General features: G+C 71.2%; 13 protein-coding genes. 10 read left to right on the forward strand and 3 right to left on the reverse strand.

Going from position 1 to position 20475, the window contains the following annotated elements:
- Positions 1-93: 93 nt before the first annotated feature.
- Complete coding sequence (locus AWX74_RS22715) at positions 94-1332, reverse strand: hemerythrin domain-containing protein (protein WP_091280481.1); 1239 nt, start codon at positions 1330-1332, stop codon at positions 94-96.
- 70 nt (positions 1333-1402) lie between these two features.
- Here AWX74_RS22715 and AWX74_RS22720 point away from each other — a divergent pair, with 70 nt between their 5' ends.
- Positions 1403-2035, forward strand: coding sequence for a TetR/AcrR family transcriptional regulator (locus AWX74_RS22720; RefSeq protein ID WP_242666362.1), 633 nt, complete (start codon positions 1403-1405; stop codon positions 2033-2035).
- Positions 2036-2136: 101 nt separating this feature from the next.
- Here the strand turns inward: AWX74_RS22720 and AWX74_RS22725 are convergent, their stop codons facing one another.
- Both AWX74_RS22725 and AWX74_RS22730 read right to left on the reverse strand, forming a co-directional pair.
- On the reverse strand, positions 2137-7128 hold the full coding sequence (locus tag AWX74_RS22725; protein ID WP_091280487.1) for a diguanylate cyclase: 4992 nt from the start codon (positions 7126-7128) through the stop codon (positions 2137-2139).
- A gap of 208 nt (positions 7129-7336) precedes the next feature.
- Positions 7337-8026 (reverse strand): TetR/AcrR family transcriptional regulator, encoded by a 690-nt coding sequence (locus AWX74_RS22730; protein ID WP_091280623.1) that lies wholly within the window; start codon positions 8024-8026, stop codon positions 7337-7339.
- 207 nt (positions 8027-8233) lie between these two features.
- On the opposite strand from AWX74_RS22730, the gene AWX74_RS22735 reads away from it, so the two are divergent.
- From AWX74_RS22735 to AWX74_RS22775, 9 genes are all read left to right on the forward strand, one after another.
- Positions 8234-9553: an ABC transporter substrate-binding protein gene (locus AWX74_RS22735; protein WP_091280491.1), complete on the forward strand. Its 1320-nt coding sequence runs from the start codon at positions 8234-8236 to the stop codon at positions 9551-9553.
- 90 nt (positions 9554-9643) lie between these two features.
- Positions 9644-11839 (forward strand): ABC transporter permease, encoded by a 2196-nt coding sequence (locus AWX74_RS22740; protein ID WP_091280494.1) that lies wholly within the window; start codon positions 9644-9646, stop codon positions 11837-11839.
- Complete coding sequence (locus AWX74_RS22745; protein WP_091280497.1) at positions 11829-12599, forward strand: ABC transporter ATP-binding protein; 771 nt, start codon at positions 11829-11831, stop codon at positions 12597-12599. The genes AWX74_RS22740 and AWX74_RS22745 overlap by 11 nt, the downstream gene beginning before the upstream one ends.
- Positions 12596-13378 (forward strand): ABC transporter ATP-binding protein, encoded by a 783-nt coding sequence (locus tag AWX74_RS22750; protein ID WP_226930758.1) that lies wholly within the window; start codon positions 12596-12598, stop codon positions 13376-13378. The genes AWX74_RS22745 and AWX74_RS22750 overlap by 4 nt, the downstream gene beginning before the upstream one ends.
- A gap of 44 nt (positions 13379-13422) precedes the next feature.
- Entirely contained in the window at positions 13423-15375 is a 1953-nt protein-coding gene (locus tag AWX74_RS22755) for a GMC family oxidoreductase N-terminal domain-containing protein (protein ID WP_091280501.1), read from the forward strand.
- A gap of 130 nt (positions 15376-15505) precedes the next feature.
- On the forward strand, positions 15506-17467 hold the full coding sequence (locus AWX74_RS22760) for an AMP-dependent synthetase/ligase (protein ID WP_091280504.1): 1962 nt from the start codon (positions 15506-15508) through the stop codon (positions 17465-17467).
- Entirely contained in the window at positions 17464-17982 is a 519-nt protein-coding gene (locus tag AWX74_RS22765; RefSeq protein WP_207550389.1) for a DUF4334 domain-containing protein, read from the forward strand. The genes AWX74_RS22760 and AWX74_RS22765 overlap by 4 nt, the downstream gene beginning before the upstream one ends.
- Positions 17983-18031: 49 nt before the next feature.
- Entirely contained in the window at positions 18032-19195 is a 1164-nt protein-coding gene (locus AWX74_RS22770) for an acyl-CoA dehydrogenase family protein (RefSeq protein ID WP_091280508.1), read from the forward strand.
- 30 nt (positions 19196-19225) lie between these two features.
- Positions 19226-20434: an acetyl-CoA C-acetyltransferase gene (locus AWX74_RS22775; protein ID WP_091280511.1), complete on the forward strand. Its 1209-nt coding sequence runs from the start codon at positions 19226-19228 to the stop codon at positions 20432-20434.
- The last annotated feature ends 41 nt before the right edge of the window (positions 20435-20475 follow it).

A 20475-nucleotide genomic window follows, 5' to 3' on the forward strand; every position in this document is an offset into this window, starting at 1 on the left:
GGGTCGGCGAGGAGGGGCGAGTTCCGGATTCACCCCGCCTCGATCGCTCCTGATCATCCCGGGTGATGGTCGGATGCGCCCGCTGGGCCCCCGTCAGACGCCGATCATCGGGCGGGCCGCGTCGACGTCGGCGGGAAGGTGGGTCAGCTCGTCGCGCAGCCGCTCCAGCGTCTGGCGCATGGCGACGGGCGTGCTGACGTCCCGGCCGCTGAGCCGTTCGAAACGCAGCACCAGCGCGGAGGGCGACAGCTCGAAGGTCTGGGTGAGGTGGGTTCCGCCGTCATGCGCGCGGAGCTGGAAGCGCCAGAGCGTGCTGTCGGGCTTGCTCCTGGTCCGCCGGGTGCGGTAGGCGAACTCCCGCCCCGGTTCGGCGGTCACCACCTCGCATTCGCGTGACCAGCGCATCCCGCGTGAACGGTTCCAGCCGCGGAAGCGGGCGCCGACGGCGGGCCCGGACGCGCCGTCGAGCCAGACGCACCGGTAGCACTCGGGGCTGTGGTGGGCCATGCCCACGACGTCGGCCACCGCCGCGTACACCTGGTCGGTCGGCGCGGGCACGAAGATCTCGGCGGAGCCGCGCAGAAGCACCGGGCCCGGGTCGACCACGAGGTCTCCGTAGGCGGTGGCCAGGCGGCGCTGGTAGCCGGAACGGCTCGCGGCGAGCAGGAGCGGCAGGACGGGCCCGAGACCGGCGGCGACGTCCGCCGCGCGCTGGGGGTTCGCCGCGGCGAGCCACGGCAGCACGAACGACAGCCGCATCTTCGCGCCCCGGCTCACCCGCTTCTCGAGCTGGGTCAGTTCGTCGTCGGAGACCCGGTCCTCGATGGCCGGCACGACCAGTGCCTCCTCGGTGGCGAGGTGCTCGGCCATGAGGTTGTGCAGGCTGGCGGTCACCGCGGCGAGAGCCGACACGCTCGAACCGTCGTTCCCGTCGTTCCCGTTGTTTCCGTCGTTCCCGGTGGGGCCGGCGGGTCGGTTGGGTCTGGCACGTCCGGTGCTCTCGGCCGGCCCGGCGAGGTCGGCCAGTGTCGCGCGCAGGCGCTGGATCAGCAGATCGAGCCGGTCGTGGTCGGCGCTGAGGGCATCGAGGGTATCGAGGTCGCCGGAGCCGAGGCCGCGCTGGCGCAGCAGGGGCCACAGGTGGTCGTCCTCGGCGACGTGATGGTGGTGGAGGGCGTCGAGGGCCTCGTCCACGTGGGCCCGCAGCGCGGTGAGCTGCGCCGGGCCGGCGACGCGGCGGCCGGCGGCGAGCGATGCAGCGAAGTCGGCGATGCGACGCAGCTCCAGGCGGATGCCGTCGTGCATCAGAAGATAGGCGTTCGGATTGGCCATGGGAACGTCCTCCCTGAGATCGTTGTAGGGTGACGGTATTGAACCCAGGTCGACTGGAGTGAAATTGGTCGTGAAGCCGACCCGCGCCTACCGCTCGCCGCACCGCGCCGCGCAGGCCCAGGCCACCCGCGCCGCGATCCTCGACGCCGCCGTCGAGCTCTTCTGCGCCGACGGCTATGCCCGCACGACGATGCAGGCGATCGCCGCGAAGGCGGGTGTGGCCGTCGAGTCCGTCTACGGGCTGGCGCCCAAGGCCAGGCTGCTGGAGCTGGCGCTGGAGCGGACCGTCGTCGCGGGTGAGAACACCCCACTGGCCCAGGAGGAGTCCTTCCGCGCCGCGCTCGACGCCGAGGACCAGCGCGACCAGTTGCGACTGTTCGGCGTCATGGCCGGGCGCCGGGCGAGGAGCTACGCCGCCATCAGCCGCGCCTACGTCCAGGCCGCGGCCCAGGACGAGGCCATCGCGGCCGCCTGGCACGAGCAGGAGCGGCGCCGGCTGCAGGACATGCGCCTGTTCGTCGAGGCGGTGGCAGCGCGCGGTGATCTACGCCCCGAGCTCACGGTCGAGTGCGCGGCCACCCGCCTGTGGGCCGCGTGTAACTGGTACACGGCCTGGCTGCTGTACGAGGCGGAACCCGACCGCGACGAGGCCTCGGTCGCCGGGTGGTTCGAGGTGACGGCCGCCGCGCTGCTGTTGCCGTGAGCCCAGGCCCACAGCACCCGATCGGCACCCGATCGGCACCCGATCGGCACCCGATCTGTATCTGATCGGCGGTGCGCCGCGGCTCCCCGGGTGGTCCCGGGTCAGGCCGCCTTCACCTGGTTACGCCCGCCGTTCTTCGCCCGGTACAGGGCGGCATCCGCGGCGTTGGTCAGGGTGGCCACGCCGTCGCCTGGTGTCTCGCCATCGTCGTCGGCGGGGGTTGCCGCGGTGACCCCGATGCTGACGGTGATGATCGACTCGGCCGTCAGCGGGTGTGGTTCGGCGAGGTCCTCCACCGCGTGGCAGAGGCGCCGGCCGAGACGAGCCGCGGTGACCAGGTCGGTGTCGGGCATCACGACGGTGAACTCCTCCCCGCCGTAGCGCGCGGTGAGCAGCGCGTCGCCGACGTTCCTCTCGAGGCAGGCGGCGACGCGCTGCAGGCATCGGTCACCGGCGGCGTGCCCGAAGTGGTCGTTGTAGAGCTTGAAGTGGTCGATGTCGATCATCGCCAGCGCGATGGGTGTGCCGTGTTGCCGGGCGCGCTGCCATTCGGCCTTCAGGACCTCCCCGAGGCGCCGCCGGTTGGCGAGCCCGGTCAGCGGGTCGGTGACCGACAGTTGTTCCAGCTGGCGGTTCGCGGCGGCGAGCTGCCTGTTCGTCGCGGCCAGCTCCTTGGTCCGGTCGGCCACCTTGCGTTCCATCGACGCGTAGACCCGGGCGTTGTCGAGCGAGACCGCGAGCTGCCCGGCGATGAGCATGATGCCCTCGAGGCGCTCGGCGGAGAACGCACCACGGATCATCCGGTTCTCCAGCAGCAGCATCGCCCGCAGGGTGCGTCGGATGGTGATCGGAATGGTGAGCAGCGAGCAGTGCTCGAGGCCGGCGAAATAGGCGTCACGCTGAAAGCGGTCGTCCCGTGCGGCGTTGGCGACGACGACGGGCTCGTGGGTACGGGCCGCGTAGCGGACGACGGAGGACGGCAGCACGCGCCGCCGGCCGGCCTCGCAGAGCGTGACGGTGTCGCCGGAGTCGGTCGGCACCAGCCATGTGTCCTGCTCCTGGTCGTACAGCAGCAGATGGACGCTGGTGGCGCCGGTCATCTCGGAGAGAATTCCCGCGACCTTCGTCTGGAGACCGGCGACGCTGGTCTCGGAGCTGAGGGCCTGGGAGGCGGCGACGACGGCGAGCAGGTCCACGGTGCCGATCGCCACCGCCGAGCGGCGGCCGGGCCGCTCCGCCGCCAAGGCGACGGTCGGCTCCTGGGTCGCGGGCGTGATCCCGGCCAGGGTGCTGCTCCGCAGCCCCGGGTAGGCCCAGTCGAGCTGGCTGACCTTCGCGGTCGCGCCCCACTCGAGGTACTGGCGGCGGGCGGTCGCCAGGAGCGCATGGCCGGCCTCCTCCATGGCATGTGCCAGGTAGAAGCGTGCGGCGCGTTCCAGGACGAGGGCCCGGTGCCACGGGCGCGTCCGGACGGAGACCTCCCTGAGCGCCACGTCAAACGCGTACGCCGCCTCATGGAAGTTCCCGACGGCCCACGCCCGCTCCGCCTCCACCAGGCGCAGCAGAGGCAGGAAGTTGGATGGTGCGTCGGCCGCGCGCGCGGCCAGCCATTCGATCGACGTGTCGAGTTCGCGCAGCGGGGTGTCGTGCTGCTCCGCATCCTGCGCACCCGCATCCTGCGCACCTGCATCCTGCGCACCCGCGGCCCGTACCTGGGCCGCCAGCGCGATCGCGAGCGTCAGCCGCGCGACCGCCGCGGAATAGTTCGTCTCGATCGCGAACCTGCAGGGCACCACGGCCGCGGCGTGGCGTGCCGCGTCGGCCGGGCGGTCCAGAATCGTGGCCAGGAGAGCCCGGGCCCCATGCAGGTTGGCCACGGAGAACGGGTCGTCGGCCAACAGGCTCAGCTCGGCCGCCTCGTCACCGGCCGATTCGGTGGCCTCGCCGCGCAGCGCCTGTACCAGCCGCAGGTATTCCCGGAACGCTCCCTCGGCGTGTCTGTTGCCGGTGCGCGCGGCGAACGCTAGCGCCTCGTCGACCGCCGCGGCGACGACATCCAGTGATGGCGCGCTGTCCAACAGCGCACCGATCAGGGCCTGGTGGACCCAGCACGCGTTCTGCAGGTCGCCGCCCCGCACGAGGCCCTCCAGCGCCTGACGGCCCTGGGGCGGAATGTCCTCCAGCGGCGCGAACCAGTGGCTGCTGGTGATCACATAGATGAACTGTGCCTGCCAGATCTCGGGCTTATAGCCCAGGGTTTTCCCGACAGCAAGTATCCGTTGCAGGATGCGGTGCCCGGTGCGGTAGTCACCTCTGCGGACAATGGACACGATGGAGAGGTGGCTGACCGGGCCGATCAGGGTGCGATCCGGGCCGCGCTGCGCCCAGATCTCGAGCATCTTGATGCTCAGCCAGGCCATCAGCGTCTGGTCGCAGAAGAACGTCGCGACCATGAGCCGGTTGACGAGCCGGATGACAGCGAGCTCGTTCTGGTCGGTGACACCCGGCTTGCGAAGGTCATCTGCCTCGCTGGTCGTGTCGAGCCACCGCGGGAGCTCGTCGAGGCCCCGGTCGGTCTCGGCGCTGACCGCGCCCTCGCCCGGGACGGAGACGCCGAGGCGCCGCAGCTGGCCGAGGCCGAGCCGCGTCGCCTCGCTGGCGCGTCCCCGGTTGGTGAGACTGATGACCTGCACCACCGTGGCGGAGGTGAGCTGCGTCGGCCGGGTGCACAGCCGACAGATGGTCCGGTAGGTGTCGTCTGCGTCCTCCAGCCGGCCGAGGCTGTACAGCGCGGCCTGCCGCTCGGTGAGGACCGCGATCAGGTGGTCGGTGTCGGCGGGGTCGACGAGTTCGACCGCCGCCGCCAGGAACCGCTCCACCAGCGGGTAGTTGCTCAGCAGCTTCGCCTGCTCGGCGGCGCGGAGGAAGAGCGCGCCCACCGCCCGTCGTTCCTCGGTTCCCTGTACGGCGTCGACCACCGGCAGGTACTGCTCGGCTGCCGCGGCGAAGAGCTCCGGCCGGGCCGCCAGCCGACGCGCCAGGCGCAGCCGCCGCGTGGCCTGTTCCCGCGCGGGACGGCCGCCCAGCACGGACTCCCGCGTCCGGTCATGGTGAAAACGGACGCTCGGATGGCCGTCGGACTCCCGCACCAGCAGACCGTCGGCCAGCGCGGGCGTGAGCAGCCGCTCGACCTCCTCCGCTGGCAGCCCCGCCGCGGCCGCCAGGACGTCCAGTTCCACCTGGCCCCCCAGGCACGCCATCGCCGCCAGGAGCTCGGCGGTGTCCGGTGGCAGCGTCGCGACCCGGGCGGCCAGCAGCGCGGTCACCTCCACCCGGTCGAGGCGGCGGCGCAGTACCGCCGCATCCCATCGCCATCCGCCCGGACCCGGAGTCACGATGCCGTCGCGCCGCAACGAGTTGAGCAGCTCCACGACGTCGTACGGATTGCCGCCGGTCGACGGCGCGACCGCCCGGGCAAGCCGCGCGGCGGGTTCCGGAGCCAGGTGCAGCATGTCGGCGACCATGGACGTCTGGTCCGCGGGCGACAGGGCGCGCAGTCGCAGGCGCTGCGGGCCGGTCCGCTGGCCGCACCAGCGGGCGAGCATCGGCGCCAGGGGATGAGCGGCGTCGATGTCACTCTCCCGGTACGCGGCGACCAGCAACAGCCCGGCGATCCGCTCCTCACCGCTGAACACCAGGTCGATGAAGCTCAGCGGCGTACGCTCGGCCCACTGCAGGTCGTCGATGAAGAACACCACCGGCCGCGTGGCTGAGACGACGGCGCGCAGCACCTCGACCGGCGTACGAGACAGCCGCACCGGCGCCGTCATCGGGTCCCCGGGTTCGGGGGGAACCCTCAGCAGCGCTGCCAGCTCCGGCACGGTGGCCGTGATCAGGCCGGCGTTGGAACCCAACCCCCGCAGCATCCGCTCCCGCACCTGCGCCAGGAAGTCCTCGGGCTCGGCCAGCAACAGCCGGCCCAGCGCGCGCAGCCCCTGCCGGACCCCGTCGTAGTCCTGGCCACGGCGGTACTGGTCGAACTTGCCCGCCACGAACCAGCCGTTGTCGCCGGCCACGATCGGTCGCAGCGCATTGACCAGGGACGTCTTGCCGACGCCCGGCGCGCCTGTGACGAGGACCCCGTGCGAGCCCCCGGTGATGGCCTTGGCGAACGCCGCGTCCAGCTCGTCGACCTCCCGGTCGCGGCCGACCAGCCGGGAGGGCGCCAGCGGGCGCATCGGGAGATCGTGCTCGCCGGGGCGCACCGCCATCGCGCCGTGACGCACCAGCGCGAGATCGTGCGCGAGCCCGTCGGCCGACTGGTAGCGGTCGTCGGGTTCCTTCTCCAGCAGGTGCATGATGATGACGGAAAGGCCGGCGGGCACGGACGGATTGACTGTTCCCGGCCGCGTCGGGACCCGAGTGAGATGATCATGAATGATCCGGAACGGGTTCCCGGTGCCGAACGGCGGTGCCCCGGTGGCCAGCTCGTACAGGGTGGCCCCGAGCGCGTACAGGTCGGCTCGCTGGTCGACCGGGCGGCCGGTCCGCCCGATCAGCTCCGGTGCCAGGTAGGGCAGGGTCCCGACGGTCGCGCCGTGGTAGCCGGACTCCGGGCGGACCACCGGGCACGTCGTGGCGAGCGCGAAGTCGATCAGGTAGGGCGCCCCGCTTTCCGCGGCCACCACGATGTTTGCCGGGCAGATATCCCGATGCATCACACCCCGGTGGTGCATCCCCGCGACCGCGTGGGCCAGCGATTCGGCGAGAGCGATCAGCGGGTCCGGCTCCAGCGGGGTGTCCTGTGGGCACAGCGCGGTGCCGTCGACATCGGCCAGCAGGATCGATCCCGTGTACTCCGCCGGCCCGGCGGCGAGCTGAACGACACCCTCGACTCCCGCCAGCCGTTCGAGGATCTCTGTTTCGTGACGCAACCGCTGCTGTGCATCCGGGCCCAGCGGCTCCTTCTGGATCACTGGTCCCTTCGGCAGCACGACCCGGCTGATCCGGGTCCGGTCCGAGGCGTGCAACAGCACTGATCGCGCCGTCACCGTCGGCGGATCCCTGCCCGGGGTCATCCGCCTGGCAGCCATGTGTTCGCCCTTACGCCGCACCACGACCAGCTCACCTGTCTAACCTGCCCGCAAACACAACGGAACCAACGGGCGCGGTCGCCGGCCAGCGCCGGGGGTGTGGGTCGGGGGGTGTGCGTCGGGGCGTGTGTCGCTTCAGGCGCAGGTGATGCGGGCCCGGCGGGGATCTCCCGCCGGATCCTCGCCGAGGCTGCGCGCTGGGCTCAGCTCATGCCGAGGTGGCCTGGGTCGAGGCCGGTGATGTCCCGCGCTCGGGGAGCCCGAGTGACCGCTCCCAGATCTTGTTGATCGTGTCGAGCAGGATCTCGCGGTCGTAGTCGGCGCCCTCGTAGGTCCAGGCCATGACCATCCGCTCGACCATGAGGGTCAGCGCATGCGCGGTGTGTCGTGGATCCAGGTCGGGATAGGCCAGCCCGGCCGCCTGCCATCTGCTGATCGCCCTGGTCACCCTGCCCTGGAAGTGCTCGGCGACCTCGTGCCACTGGGCCTTGAGCCGGTCGTCGTCATCCCGGGCCTGGTAGACCGCGCGCAGCACGTGGACGTTGCGCTGGAAGGCGTCGATGTAGGCCCGGTTGACCTCCTCGACGCTGCCGGCCGGGTCCAGCTGGGTGCTGACGTGATCGGGCGCCAGGGTGGTCAGCTCGGCGGAGACGTCCTTCATGACCTCGTGCAACAGGTCGTGCTTGGACCGGTAGTAGTTGTACAGCGTTCCGGAGGCCACCTTCGCCTCGGCGCTGATGTCGGAAAGCCGGGCGTTGTAGAACCCGTCCCGCTCGAAGACGACCCGCGCCGCCTCGGCGAGCCGCCGAGGCGTGGTCTCGCGCCGAGGGTCGTTGCGGGTTCGCCGGGGGCTCTCCGGAGTGTTCCCACGTTTCCGGCCAGCGGTAGGCGTCGGCACAACCACTCCTCGTTCGTCGTCATGGATCTGGCGCGGGCGGGTCTCCACGCCTCCGCAAGCTGCAGCGATGGTACGAGCCCGGATGTCGCGGCGGGGCAGCCCGCCCAGTCAAGCGTGTTCGGCCGCTCCCAATCAAGAGGTTGACGTCATCCTCAGTTTTGGTCTAACTTCCTGGCCGGTGACGCGCTTCACACCGAGGGGCCGAGGGTGGGGCCGGGTGCGGGGGCGCCGCGTCACACGAGCTGGCATCGAGAAGCGGGGCACTTCATGCGATTAATCGCGCGGAAGCGATCAAGGGTTGCCGTCGGTCTGGCACTGGGCCTCGTGCTCACGGTGACAGCGGCCTGCGGCGGCGATTCGAAGGATTCGGACGAGGCGTCGACGGGCCAGAACACCGCGACCGGCACACCGATCAAGGTGGGTTTCTTCAGCCCGGAAGGCGGTGTGAACACACTCCCCGGCGCCGTCGCTGGCATGAAGGCCGGTGTCTCGTATGTCAACACCGAGCTCGGCGGGGTCGACGGTCACCCGCTTGAGGTCGTCAGCTGCCCGATCGACGGCACGCCCGAGAAGACGATCTCGTGTGCCAACAAGTTCGTGCAGGACAAGGTCGTCGCGGCGTTCGACGGCTTCAACTACAGCTCGAGCGCGGGTGTCGACATTCTCGTCGACGCCAAGATTCCGCTGGTCGGCCAGATCGCGTTCGACCAGATCACGGGCAGCAAGGCCGACGGCCGGGTCTTCTTCGGCGCGCCGCAGGCCTCGTTCCTCGTGGGCGCGCTGCAGGGCTTCAAGGCCCAGGGCATGACCGCGGTGACCATGACCCTGGTGGACACGCCGTCCGGTCACAACACCGTGGACAACCAGCTCAAGCCGCTGGCGACCGCCCTGGGGCTGAAGGCGGAGGGGGTCTACTTCTCGGCCACCAACCCGAACTTCAGCGCGCTGGCCTCGACGATCGTCTCGACCAAGCCTGACGTCGCCGGGCTCGTCGCCTCGCCCAACGAGTCGGTCTGCACCCAGCTGGTCAGGAACCTGCGGTCGCTCGGGTACAAGGGCGGGGTCTTCCTCGCGGCCTGCACCGGCTTCATCGACGCGGCGCCCAAGGACGCTCCTGGCGCGATGATGTACGCCCCCGGATGGCTGCCGGGCTCGGAGAAGTACGCCCCGGCGGAGGCCGGCAAGCAGCTGGAGACGGCGGCGAAGGAAATCAAGGCGGCCGGCGGGTCGAAGGACTTCTTCGCCTACGGCCAGTTCGCGACCGTGGTGGACTTCGCCACGGGCCTCGCGACCGCGCCGTCAGCCGACGGGCTCACCGGTGAGGGCGTGCTGACCACGCTCAAGGGCCTGAAGGACTTCCCGACCTTCCTCGGTTCGCCGGCCACCTGCGGCAAGCCGACCAGCCCGAACTGCACCACCCAGATGCTGCTGTTCAGCGTTCAGGACGACCTGACGCTGAAGCCGGTGGGCGATACCTGGATCGTTCCGTCCCCGCAGATCCTCTCCGCGATTCCGGGCGCGAGCTGAAGCTGAACGGAAGGAGCAAGACGTCCGCACCGCACCGGAAAGTGCGGTGCGGACGTCGGTTCGGCCGATGACCATTGTGACGCCGCATTCATGAGCGACATCCTGCAGTTCGCCGTTCTCGGGTTCTCGACCGGCGCCGTCTACGCGGTGCTCGGGTCCTCGCTGGTCAGCATCTACGTCGCGACCGGCATCATCAACTTCGCGCAGGGCTCGCTCGCGCTGTGGGGCGTCTGGCAGACGGCGGCCCTGCAGGCCAACGGGACGCTGGTCCTGCCCATCGGGAGTTTCAAGCTCACCGACGGCCCGACGGACACCGTGCCCGCCCTCCTGATCGGCGCGGCCAGCTGCCTGGTCTGGGCGGTTCTCGCGCACTTCCTGGTGTTCCGCCCGCTGCGCCGGGCGCCCGTCCTCGGGCAGGTGGTCGCGTCGGTGGGCATGATGCTGCTCCTGCAGGCACTGGTGACCCTGCGGTTCGACGCCGACACCCTGGGGCTCGACCCGACCGTCCTGATCCCGATGCCGATCCTGCCGTCCGACACCTTCACCCTCGCCGGTGCCACCATCGCGGTGAGCAACCTGATTCTCGCCGGCATCGCCATCGCGATCGCCGCGGGCATGTGGGCCTACCTGCGGTTCACGAAGATCGGGACGGCAACCCGGGCCGGTGCCGAGGACGAGCGCGCGCTGCGCCTGCTGGGCTACTCACCGGACCGCCTCGCCGCGCTCGTGTGGGGCGCGACCGGGTTCGTCTCCGGGCTGATCGTGGTGCTCGCGGCGCCGGCCATCGGCGGCCTGGACCCGACAAGCTACATGTTCTACGTCGTCCCGGCGCTGTCAGTCGCCCTCGTGGGCCGCCTCACCTCCATCGGCACCGTCTGCGCGGCGGGCCTGGGCCTCGGCGCGCTCCAGCAGATCCTGCTGTTCGCAACCACCAAGGACTGGTGGCCGTCCTGGGCGCAGGCCGGGGTCGGCGACGCCATTCCGTTCGTCATCGTCGTCATCGCCCTCTTCGCGCTCGGCCGCAGCATCCCCGAGCGCGGCAGCGCCGGCGTGGGGCGCCTGCCCCGGGTTTCGGTGCCGCGGCTGCGGCCCCTGCCGGTGACAGGGGCCGTCGTGGCCGCGGGGCTGGTCATCGCGCTGACGTCCGGCACCTGGCGGTTCAGCCTGGTGATGTCGGCGATCTTCGCCCTGATCGCGGTCTCCGTGGTGCTGCTGACCGGGTACCTCGGCCAGATCTCACTGGCCACGATGGCCTTCGCCGGTGCCGCCGGGTTCGCGCTGTCGAAACTGACGACGAACGCGGGGGTGCCGTTCCCGTTCTCGCTGTTCCTCGCGGCGGTCGTGTCGACCCTGCTGGGGGTCGTCGTCGGTGTTCCCGCGCTGCGGATCCGCGGCGCGCAGCTCGCCGTCGCCACCGTCGCGGCGGCGCTCGCCATCGAGGCCTTCGTCTTCAACAACCCGTCGCTCACCCCGTACTCGGGCGCGCTGATCAAGGATCCGTCCCTGTTCGGCTACTCGCTGGCGGTGCGCGAGGGGACGAACATCATCACGCTGCGCTTCTCCTACCTGGTGCTCGCGGTCGTGGTGCTGCTGCTGATCGCGGTGGCACGGCTGTTCGGCGGAGCCACCGGGCGGGCCTTCCTGGCCGTGCGCTCCAACGAACGGGCGGCTTCTAGCGCCGGCGTCGACGTGGCCGCGACGAAGCTGCTCGGGTTCGCGATCGCGTCGTTCCTCGCCGGCATCGGTGGTGGGCTGATCGGTTACAGCAGCGGTCAGCTGTCCGCGGCGTCGTTCACCGTGCTGGTCGGGCTCACCGTGCTGGCGATGACGTACGTCGGCGGGATCACCACCATCACCGGCGCCGTCATCGCCGGGCTCGCCGGGCCGCTCGGCGTCCTCTATCTCTTCCTGAACCAGAGTCTCGACCTCAGCAAGTACTACACACTCATCGCCGCGCTCGGCATGCTGCTGCGCGCGGTGGTGTTCCCGCCGGACGGCGGCCCCCTCCAGGAATGGCTCGCCGCCAGGCTCCCACGCCGAACGCCTGCCCTGGCCACCGGCGCCGGCTCGGTCACCGCGGGCTCGGTCACGGCTGGCACCGCCGCCACCTCGGCTGGTGCGGCCGCCGCCAGCACTGCGGCCGCGACCAGCACCGCCTCCACCGCCTCCACCGCCTCCACCGCCTCCGCCGGCCCCGCCGGCCCCGACAACTCCACCGACTCCGACACCGTGACGGCGGGCGACGCGGCGCCGTCCATAGCATCGAGGTCCGCCGATGCCCGCTGAACCCGAATCGAAGCAGCGCCTGCTCGCGACCGCGGGTGTCTCGGTCCACTACGGCGGCGTGCGGGCCAACGACGAGATCACACTCGCCGTGGACGCCGGGGAGATCGTCGGCCTCATCGGGCCGAACGGCGCCGGCAAGACGACCTTCGTCGACGCCATCACCGGCTTCACCCGGTACACGGGCACCGTCGAGCTGGGCGGCACCAGCCTGGATGACGCCGGCCCGCACCGGCGCCGCCGGGCCGGCCTGGCCCGTACCTGGCAGGCCGGGGAGCTCTTCGGCGATCTCACCGTCGCCGAGAACCTGATCGTCGCGGTCGAGGGTGGCGGTGTCCGCGGCGCGCTCACCGACGTGTTCGGCCGCCGTCGGCGCACCGACCAGGCGGTGTGGAACGCGCTGGAGCTGGTCGGGCTCTCGGAGCTGGCGGAGCACCGGCCCGACCAGCTCACGCTGGGCCAGCAGAAGCTGGTCGGGGTGGCCCGCGCGATCGTCGGAGCCACCCAGATCCTGCTGCTGGACGAACCGGCGGCGGGCCTGGACACCGAGGAGAGCGTGGCGTTCGGCGGCGAGCTGCGCCGGCTGTCCGCGAGCGGCCTCGGCGTGCTGCTCATCGACCACGACATGACCCTCGTTCTGGACGTCTGCGACCGCGTCTACGTCATGGACTTCGGCCGGATCATCGCGACGGGGACACCCGCCGAGGTCAGCGCCGACGAGCGCGTCGTGGCCGCCTACCTCGGGAGCGCGGTGACCTCATGACCACCCCTACCCCGGCCGACACCGAGACCTCGGTGGAGACCGCGACCGCAACCGTGACAGCAGCGGCCACAGCCACCGGCACGGCAGCCGAGCCGGCGCTGGTGATCGAGAACCTCATTGCCGGCTACCGCGGCGTGCCCGCCATCCGCGGGGTGAACCTGCGGGTCGACCCGGGCAACATCCTGGCGCTGCTCGGCCCGAACGGCGCCGGCAAGACGACCACCCTGCTCGCCGCCGCCGGCCTGCTGACCCCGCTGAGCGGCACCGTCACCGCGCTCGGGGCCCCTGTCAGCGGCCGGGTCGAACGGACCGCGCGGGCCGGTGTCAGCCTGATCCCCGACGACCGGGGCCTGTTCCACCGCCTGACCGTGACCGAGAACCTCCGTCTCGCCGGCGGCCGCGACGAGCTGGACCAGGCGCTCGAGCGGTTCCCGCAGCTGCGGCCGCTGCTCAGGCGCCGGTGCGGCCTGCTGTCGGGCGGTGAGCAGCAGAGCCTGGCGATCGCGCGCACGCTCATGCGCAAGCCCCGGGTGCTGCTCATCGACGAGCTGAGCATGGGTCTCTCCCCGATCGCGATCCAGGCGATCCTGCCCACGCTGCGCCAGCTCGCCGACGAGACGAACCTGGCGATCGTGCTGGTCGAGCAGCACATCGACCAGGCGCTGTCGATCGCGGACAGCGCGGTGGTCCTCCACCACGGGTCGGTCGCCCTGAGCGGCCCGGCGGCGGCGCTGCGCGAGGACCGTCAACAGATCCAGCGCGCCTACTTCGGCCGCTGACGCCGCCGGCCGACGACACCAATGACACCTCCGGGACCGGGCCAATGACACTGAGACCCAGACAGCGCGCAGCGCTCGCCGCCATCTGCGACACGTTCGCGCCCGGCGACGGCGCGGGCCTCCCGTCGGCCAGCGCCCTCGGTGCGGTCGACATCGCCGAGGCGGTGGCGGCAGGCCTGCCCCGGGCCGCGGGCCGTCGGCAGCTCGCGACGCTGCTGTCGGTGTGGGACACCCGCCTCGGTGGCCTCCTGCTCGGCGCGGGGCCGAGGCGGTTCTCCACCCTCGACCCCGCCGCCCGGCAGGACGTCCTGCTGCGGCTGGGGGAGTCGCCGGCGGAGCAGAAGCGGGTGCTGTTCCAGGCCCTGCGGATGCTCGCCACCTCGTCGTACTACTTCGCTCCGGGGCCGACCGGTTCGTCGCCGGCGTGGGAGGCGATCGGCTACCCCGGCCCGCTGGGCCCGCGCGACGGTGCCCCGCGCCCCCCGCTGGCGCCGCTGGCGCCCACCGCGGACACCACCCTCGACTGTGACGTGGTGGTCGTCGGGTCGGGCGCGGGCGGCGGCACCGCGGCCGGGGTGCTCGCCGGTGCCGGCCTCGACGTCGTCGTCCTCGAACGCGGCGGGTACTACGACGACGCGGATTTCGACGGCGGTGAGCTGTCGGGCCTGAGCCGGATGTACGCGGCGGGGCCGGCGACGACGGCGGAGGGCCAGGTCGCCCTGGTCGCGGGTTCCTGCCTGGGCGGGGGAACGGTCGTCAACTGGTCCACGTCGCTGCCGACCCCGCCGCGCATCCGTGCCGAATGGGCGGGGCTGGGCGCCAAGCAGTTCGACGAGGACGAGTTCACGCAGGCGCTGGACGCGGTGAACCAGCGGCTGTCGGTCAACACCGACCACAGCATCCCCTCGGCGCGGGACGCGGTGCTCGAACGCGGGCTCACCGCGCTCGGCTGGCACGTCGACGCGCTGCCGCGCAACGTCACCGGCTGTGACATGGCCGTCGAATGCGGGCGGTGTGGCCTCGGCTGTCGCCTCGGTGCCAAGCAGTCGGTCACGAAGACCTGGCTCGCGGACGCGCAGGCGCACGGTGCCCGCCTGGTCGTCAACGTCGACGTCCGCCGTATCGACGTGCGGGGCGGCCGCGCCGTCGGTGTCGAGGGCGTCACCTCGGACGGCCACGCGGTGAAGGTGCGGGCCCGGGCGGTCGTCGCCGCCGCCGGCGCCATCCAGACACCGGCGCTGCTGCGCCGGTCGGGCCTGTCCAACCCGAACATCGGCCGGTACCTGCGGCTGCACCCGGCGACCGCCGTCTGGGGCGTGTTCGACGAGCCGATCCGCCCCTGGGAGGGCGGTATGCAGACGCGCTACTCCCTGGAGCATGGCGACCTCGACGGCGACGGGTACGGCGTGATCTACGAGACGGGCCCGGGTAACCCGGGCGCCCTGCAGGGCTTCATGAACTGGCGGGGCGGCGGGGCACACCTCGCCGCGATGAAGGACCTCGCGCACACCGCGGGAGTCGGCGTCATCACCCGTGACCGCGATCCCGGTGAGGTCCGGGTCGGGCGGGACGGTGAACCCGTGCCGCACTATCGGCTTTCGGCCCACGACACCGCGCACGTGAAGGCGGGAATCGAGGGCGCCGCCCGCATTCTGGAGGCCGCGGGAGCACGCCGGATATACTCGGCTCATCAGGCCGGTCCATCCTATGAACCGGGCCGGCGCGGATCACACGGTGAATTCGTTGCCGCCTGCCACAATGCGGGTTATGGTCCGGGTGAATGCTCGATCGCGGCGTTGCACATCATGGGTACGGCGCGAATGGGTGACGCCCCGGACATGAGCGCGACCAACCCGGATGGCTGCATCTGGGAGCTGCCGAATGTCGTGGTGGCGGATGCGTCCTGTTTTCCCACCTCGCCTGGAGTGAATCCCATGGTCTCCATCGAGGCGATCGCCTACATGAATGCCCGACGACTGGCCGCCAGGCTTGCGTGACGGGCGGCACTGCCTGACGGACCCGCGTCTTCATCTCAGATCATCGGTGCTGGGTAAGGGCAAGGGGCCGGAACGAGTCCGTGATTGGTGGCCTTACCGGCGGCCGATGGATCCCAGGAGGAGCGAAGAGATGACCGACATCGCGTTACAGCGCGCAGCGATCGACGCCGAGATCGAAGGCCTGACCCTCGTCGGGGTCCTCGAACGCACGGTGCGCGAGCGCGGCACCGAGCCCGCCTACTCCGACCGGCGCCTCGCCGAGGGGGCGGATGACGGCCGCGGCTGGCGGACCGTCACCTGGGCCGAGCTGGTCGACCGTGCCCGTGAGCTGGCCGCGGGCTTCCTGGACGCGGGCCTCGCACCCGGCGAGGCGGTGGCCGTCATGGCCTCCAACCGGATCGAGCACGTCGTGGCGGACATCGCCACCGTGCTCGCCGGCGGCATCCCCGTGTCGGTCTACAACACGCTCTCGCCCGAACAGGTCGCCTACGTCGCCGGGCATGTCGAGCCGCGGATCGTCGTGCTCGAGACCGCCGACCACGCCGCTCGCTGGTCCGCGGTGCTCGCGGAGAAGTCCACGGTGAGCCAGGTCATCGCGTTCGGCACCGCCTTCGACGCACTGACCGCGAGCGACGCCGACGCCGAGGCCGCCGCCGATGCCGCCGCCGCGGACGCCGACGACGCCAGGTCCGTGGCGGTGGCCGCCGACGTGCGGGTCGTCACCTGGGACCAGGCGGCGGCCGACGGTGCGATGGCGCTGACGCGCCGAGACGCGGAGCTGGCGATCCGAGGCGAGGCCATCAAGCCGGACGACCCGATCACGATCCTGTACACGTCCGGTACGACGGGCCGGCCCAAGGGCGTCGTCCTCACCCATCGCAACATCTGGTTCGAGGCGGCCGTCTCGGCCCGCAAGGCGCACCTGGACGGGCCGGGCATCTCGGTGTCCTACCTGCCTTTCGCGCACATCGCCGAACGAATCCTCGGCCTGTACATCCCGCAGCTGCAGGGCGGTCACGTCCACCTCATCGACGATCCGGCGGCGCTCGCCCCCGCCCTCGCCGAGATCCGTCCCACCCGTTTCTTCGGGGTTCCGCGGGTCTGGGAGAAGATCCGAGCGGGGATCGGGGCGAAGCTCGCGGCCGAGCCGAACGCGGCGAAGCGCGAGGCCGTCGCGCAGGCCCTCGCCATCGGGCAGGCCTATGTCGAGTCCACGCAGACGGGCCGGACGACGCCGCCGGAGCTGCGGGCGCGGTTCGAGGCGGTCGACGGGCCGATCCTGCGGCCGTTGCGCGCCGCCCTCGGCCTCGACCGGATCGAGTGGGCGTCCAGTGCCGCCGCGCCGATGCCGGTGGAGATCGCCCGGTTCCTGGCCGGCCTGGGCCTGAGCGTCTACGACGTGTACGGCATGACCGAGACGACCGCCTCGGCGACGGCCGGCGGCCCGGACGCGTTCCGGCTCGGCACTGTCGGCACCGCCCAGGACGGCATCGAGGTACGCATCGCCGACGACGGCGAGATCCTGGTACGCGGGCCGATCACGACACCCGGCTACCACAAGGAGCCCACGGCGACCGCCGAGCTGATCGACCCCGACGGCTGGGTGCACACCGGGGACGTGGGCGAGCTCGACGCGGACGGCTTCCTGCGGGTGGTCGACCGCAAGAAGGACATCATCATCACCTCGTCGGGCAAGAACATCGCCCCGTCCAACATCGAGAACGCGCTCAAGGAGAGCCCGCTGATCGGGCAGGCGCTGGTGGTCGGTGAAGGCCGCCCGTACCTCGTGGCGATCCTGACCCTCGACGGCGAGACGGCGCCGATCATCGCGCGGCGGCTCGGCGTCGAGGGAACGACGGTGGCCGAGCTCGCGGTCGACCCGGCGATCCTGGACGCGGTCGCCGCGGTCGTCGCGGCGACGAACGCGCGGCTGTCACGGCCCGAGCAGATCAAGGCCTACGAGCTGCTCACCGAGGAGTGGACCATCGGCGGCGAGCAGCTCACACCCACGCTGAAGCTGAAGCGCAAGGTCGTGATCAGCCGATACGAGGACGTCATCGCCGACCTCTACCAGAGCGGGCGCATGGCATGACCGATCTTTCCCAGACCGACCCGGCGGAGCGGACCGACCCCGCTGCGCGGACCGAACTGGTCCGGCGCTGGACGGCGCTGCGGCAGTCCGCCGGGCCGATCGAGCCCACCGAGCTGGACGACCTGTGGGCCGCGCTCGCCCCCGTCGACGCGGGCGGCATCCTGGGCCAGTGGCGTGGCTTCGCCTTCCCCACCGGGCATCGGATGGGCAGGCTGCTGGTCCGCAGCCGCTGGTACGGCAAGCGGTTCGTCGCCCTGGACGACGCGGTGCCGCTGCTGTGCGTCGGCCCGGACGGCGAGCTGTTCTCCGACGTCGAGTCCGGCAAGGGCCTGGCGAGCCTGTGGAACGTGGAGTTCCGTGGCGAGGTGACAGCGACGATGGTCTACGACGGAATGGCCGTTCTCGACCATTTCAAGAAGGTCGACGACCGCACCCTGATGGGCATCATGAACGGCAGGCCAGGCCTGGTGCTGGACAACGGCCGGCATTTCTATTTCGGGTTGGAACGGGACTGAGTCGTCCGCGGCCCGGACCACGAGACGACATCGCTGAACGGAGAATTCGATGAGTGGCGTCTACGCGACCCGTCGCCCCCTGTACGAGGACGAGCACGAGGAGTTCCGCTCCACTGTCCGTGCTTTTGTCGACAAGTACGCCAGGCCGAACGCCGAGCGCTGGCAGGCGGAGGGCAAGGTCGACCGCTGGCTGTTCCAGGAGGCCGGGAACGCGGGCGTCCTCGGGTTCAACATCCCGGAGGAGTACGGCGGCGGCGGGACAAAGGACTTCCGCTTCAACGCGATCGTCGCCGAGGAGCTCGGCCGCAACCCGGTCTCCGACGGCATGGCCGGAGTCGGCCTGTCCAACGACATCGTCATCCCGTACTTCATCGACCTCACCAACGACGAGCAGAAGGCCCGCTGGCTGCCCGGCATCGCGAAGGGCGACCTGATCGTCGCCGTCGCCATGACCGAGCCGGGCACCGGCAGCGACCTCGCCGGCATCCGCACCAGCGCGGTGCGCGACGGCGACCACTACATCGTCAACGGCAGCAAGACGTTCATCTCGAACGGGCAGAACGCCGACCTGGTCGTCACGGCGGTGCGTACCAGCGATGACCCGCACAAGGGCCTGAGCCTGATGGTCATCGAGGCGGACAGCCCCGGCTTCGGGCGGGGGCGCAACCTGGAGAAGATCGGCCTGCACGCGCAGGACACCAGCGAGCTGTTCTTCAGCGACGTGCGGGTGCCGGCGGAGAACCTGCTCGGCGCGGAGGGCAGCGGTTTCCTCGGGCTGATGAAGAACCTCCCGCAGGAACGCCTCTCGATCGCGGCCGGTGCCATCGCGGCGACCGAGGGCGTGCTCGAGCGCACGCTGTCCTACGTCACCGACCGCAAGGCGTTCGGCCAGCCCATCGGCACCTTCCAGAACACCCGGTTCCAGCTCGCGGAGATGGTGACCGCGGCCCGGGTCAGCCGTATCTACATCGACGACCTGATCACCCGGCACACGGCCGGCGAGGTGACCGCGGTGGAGGCCGCCGCCGCGAAGTTCTGGACCACCGAGCAGCTCGTCGACATCGTCGGGCGCTGCCTGCAGCTGCACGGCGGCTACGGCTACATGCTCGAGTACCGCATCGCGCAGGACTACCTCGACTCGCGCATCACCACCATCTACGGCGGCACGACGGAGATCATGAAGGAGATCGTCGGCCGCGACCTCGGTCTGTGACGCGATAGACCTGCTGAGAAAGGAAACCTCGTGTCCGAGGCGTTCATCTACGATGCCGTGCGCACCCCCCGCGGAAAGAACCGCGGCGGGGCGCTGCACGGCACCAAGCCGGTCGACCTCGTGGTGGGCCTGATCCAGGCGCTGCTCGAGCGCAACCCCGGCCTGGACCCCACCCAGATCGACGACATCGTCCTCGGCGTCGTCTCCCCGGTCGGCGAGCAGGGCGGCGACATCGCCCGCACCGCGGTGCTGGTCTCGGGCCTGCCCGAGGTCGTCGCCGGCGTACAGGTCAACCGGTTCTGCGCGTCCGGCCTGGAGGCGGTCAACCTGGCGGCGCAGAAGGTCGGCTCCGGCTTCGAGAGCCTGGTGCTCGCCGGCGGCGTCGAGTCGATGTCGCGGGTGCCGCTGGGATCCGACGGCGGTGCCTACGTGCAGGACCCGACCACGGCGTACGACTCGTACTTCGTCCCGCAGGGTGTCAGCGCCGACCTCATCGCGACCCTGGAGGGCTTCACCCGCGAGGACGTCGACGCGTTCGCCGTCCGCTCCCAGGAACGCGCCGACGCCGCCTGGCGTGAGGGGCGTTTCGCCCGGTCGATCGTTCCCGTCACCGACCTCAACGGCGTGCTCCTGCTCGACACCGACGAGCACCGCCGGGCCGGCACCACCGTCGAGAGCCTCGGCAAGCTCAGGCCGTCCTTCGCCGCCCTCGGCGACCAGGCCGGCTTCGACGCGGTCGCGCTGCAGAAATACCACCAGCTCGAGCGGATCGAGCATGTGCACCACGCGGGCAACAGCTCCGGCATCGTCGACGGCGCGTCGCTGGTCGTCATCGGTGACGCGGCGGTCGGTGAGCGCCTGGGTCTGACCCCGCGCGCCCGCATCGTCGCGACGGCCGTCACCGGCTCCGAGCCGACGATCATGCTCACCGGGCCGACCCCGGCGACCGAGAAGGTGCTCGTCAAGGCCGGCCTCACCGTCGACGACATCGACCTGTTCGAGCTCAACGAGGCCTTCGCCGCCGTCGTCCTGAAGTGGCAGCGGGACCTCAAGATCCCGGCCGAGAAGGTCAACGTCAACGGCGGCGCCATCGCGCTCGGCCATCCCCTCGGCGCGACCGGCGCCATGATCCTCGGCACCGTGCTCGACGAGCTCGAACGCACCGGCGGCCGCCGGGGCCTGGCGACGCTGTGCGTCGGCGCGGGCATGGGCATCGCCACCGTCATCGAGCGCGTCTAAGCGCGTCCCAGCGCGGATCAGCGGGTCTAGGAGAGACACAG

It is taken from the genome of Parafrankia irregularis (assembly GCF_001536285.1).
In the GTDB taxonomy this organism is placed as follows: domain Bacteria; phylum Actinomycetota; class Actinomycetes; order Frankiales; family Frankiaceae; genus Parafrankia; species Parafrankia irregularis.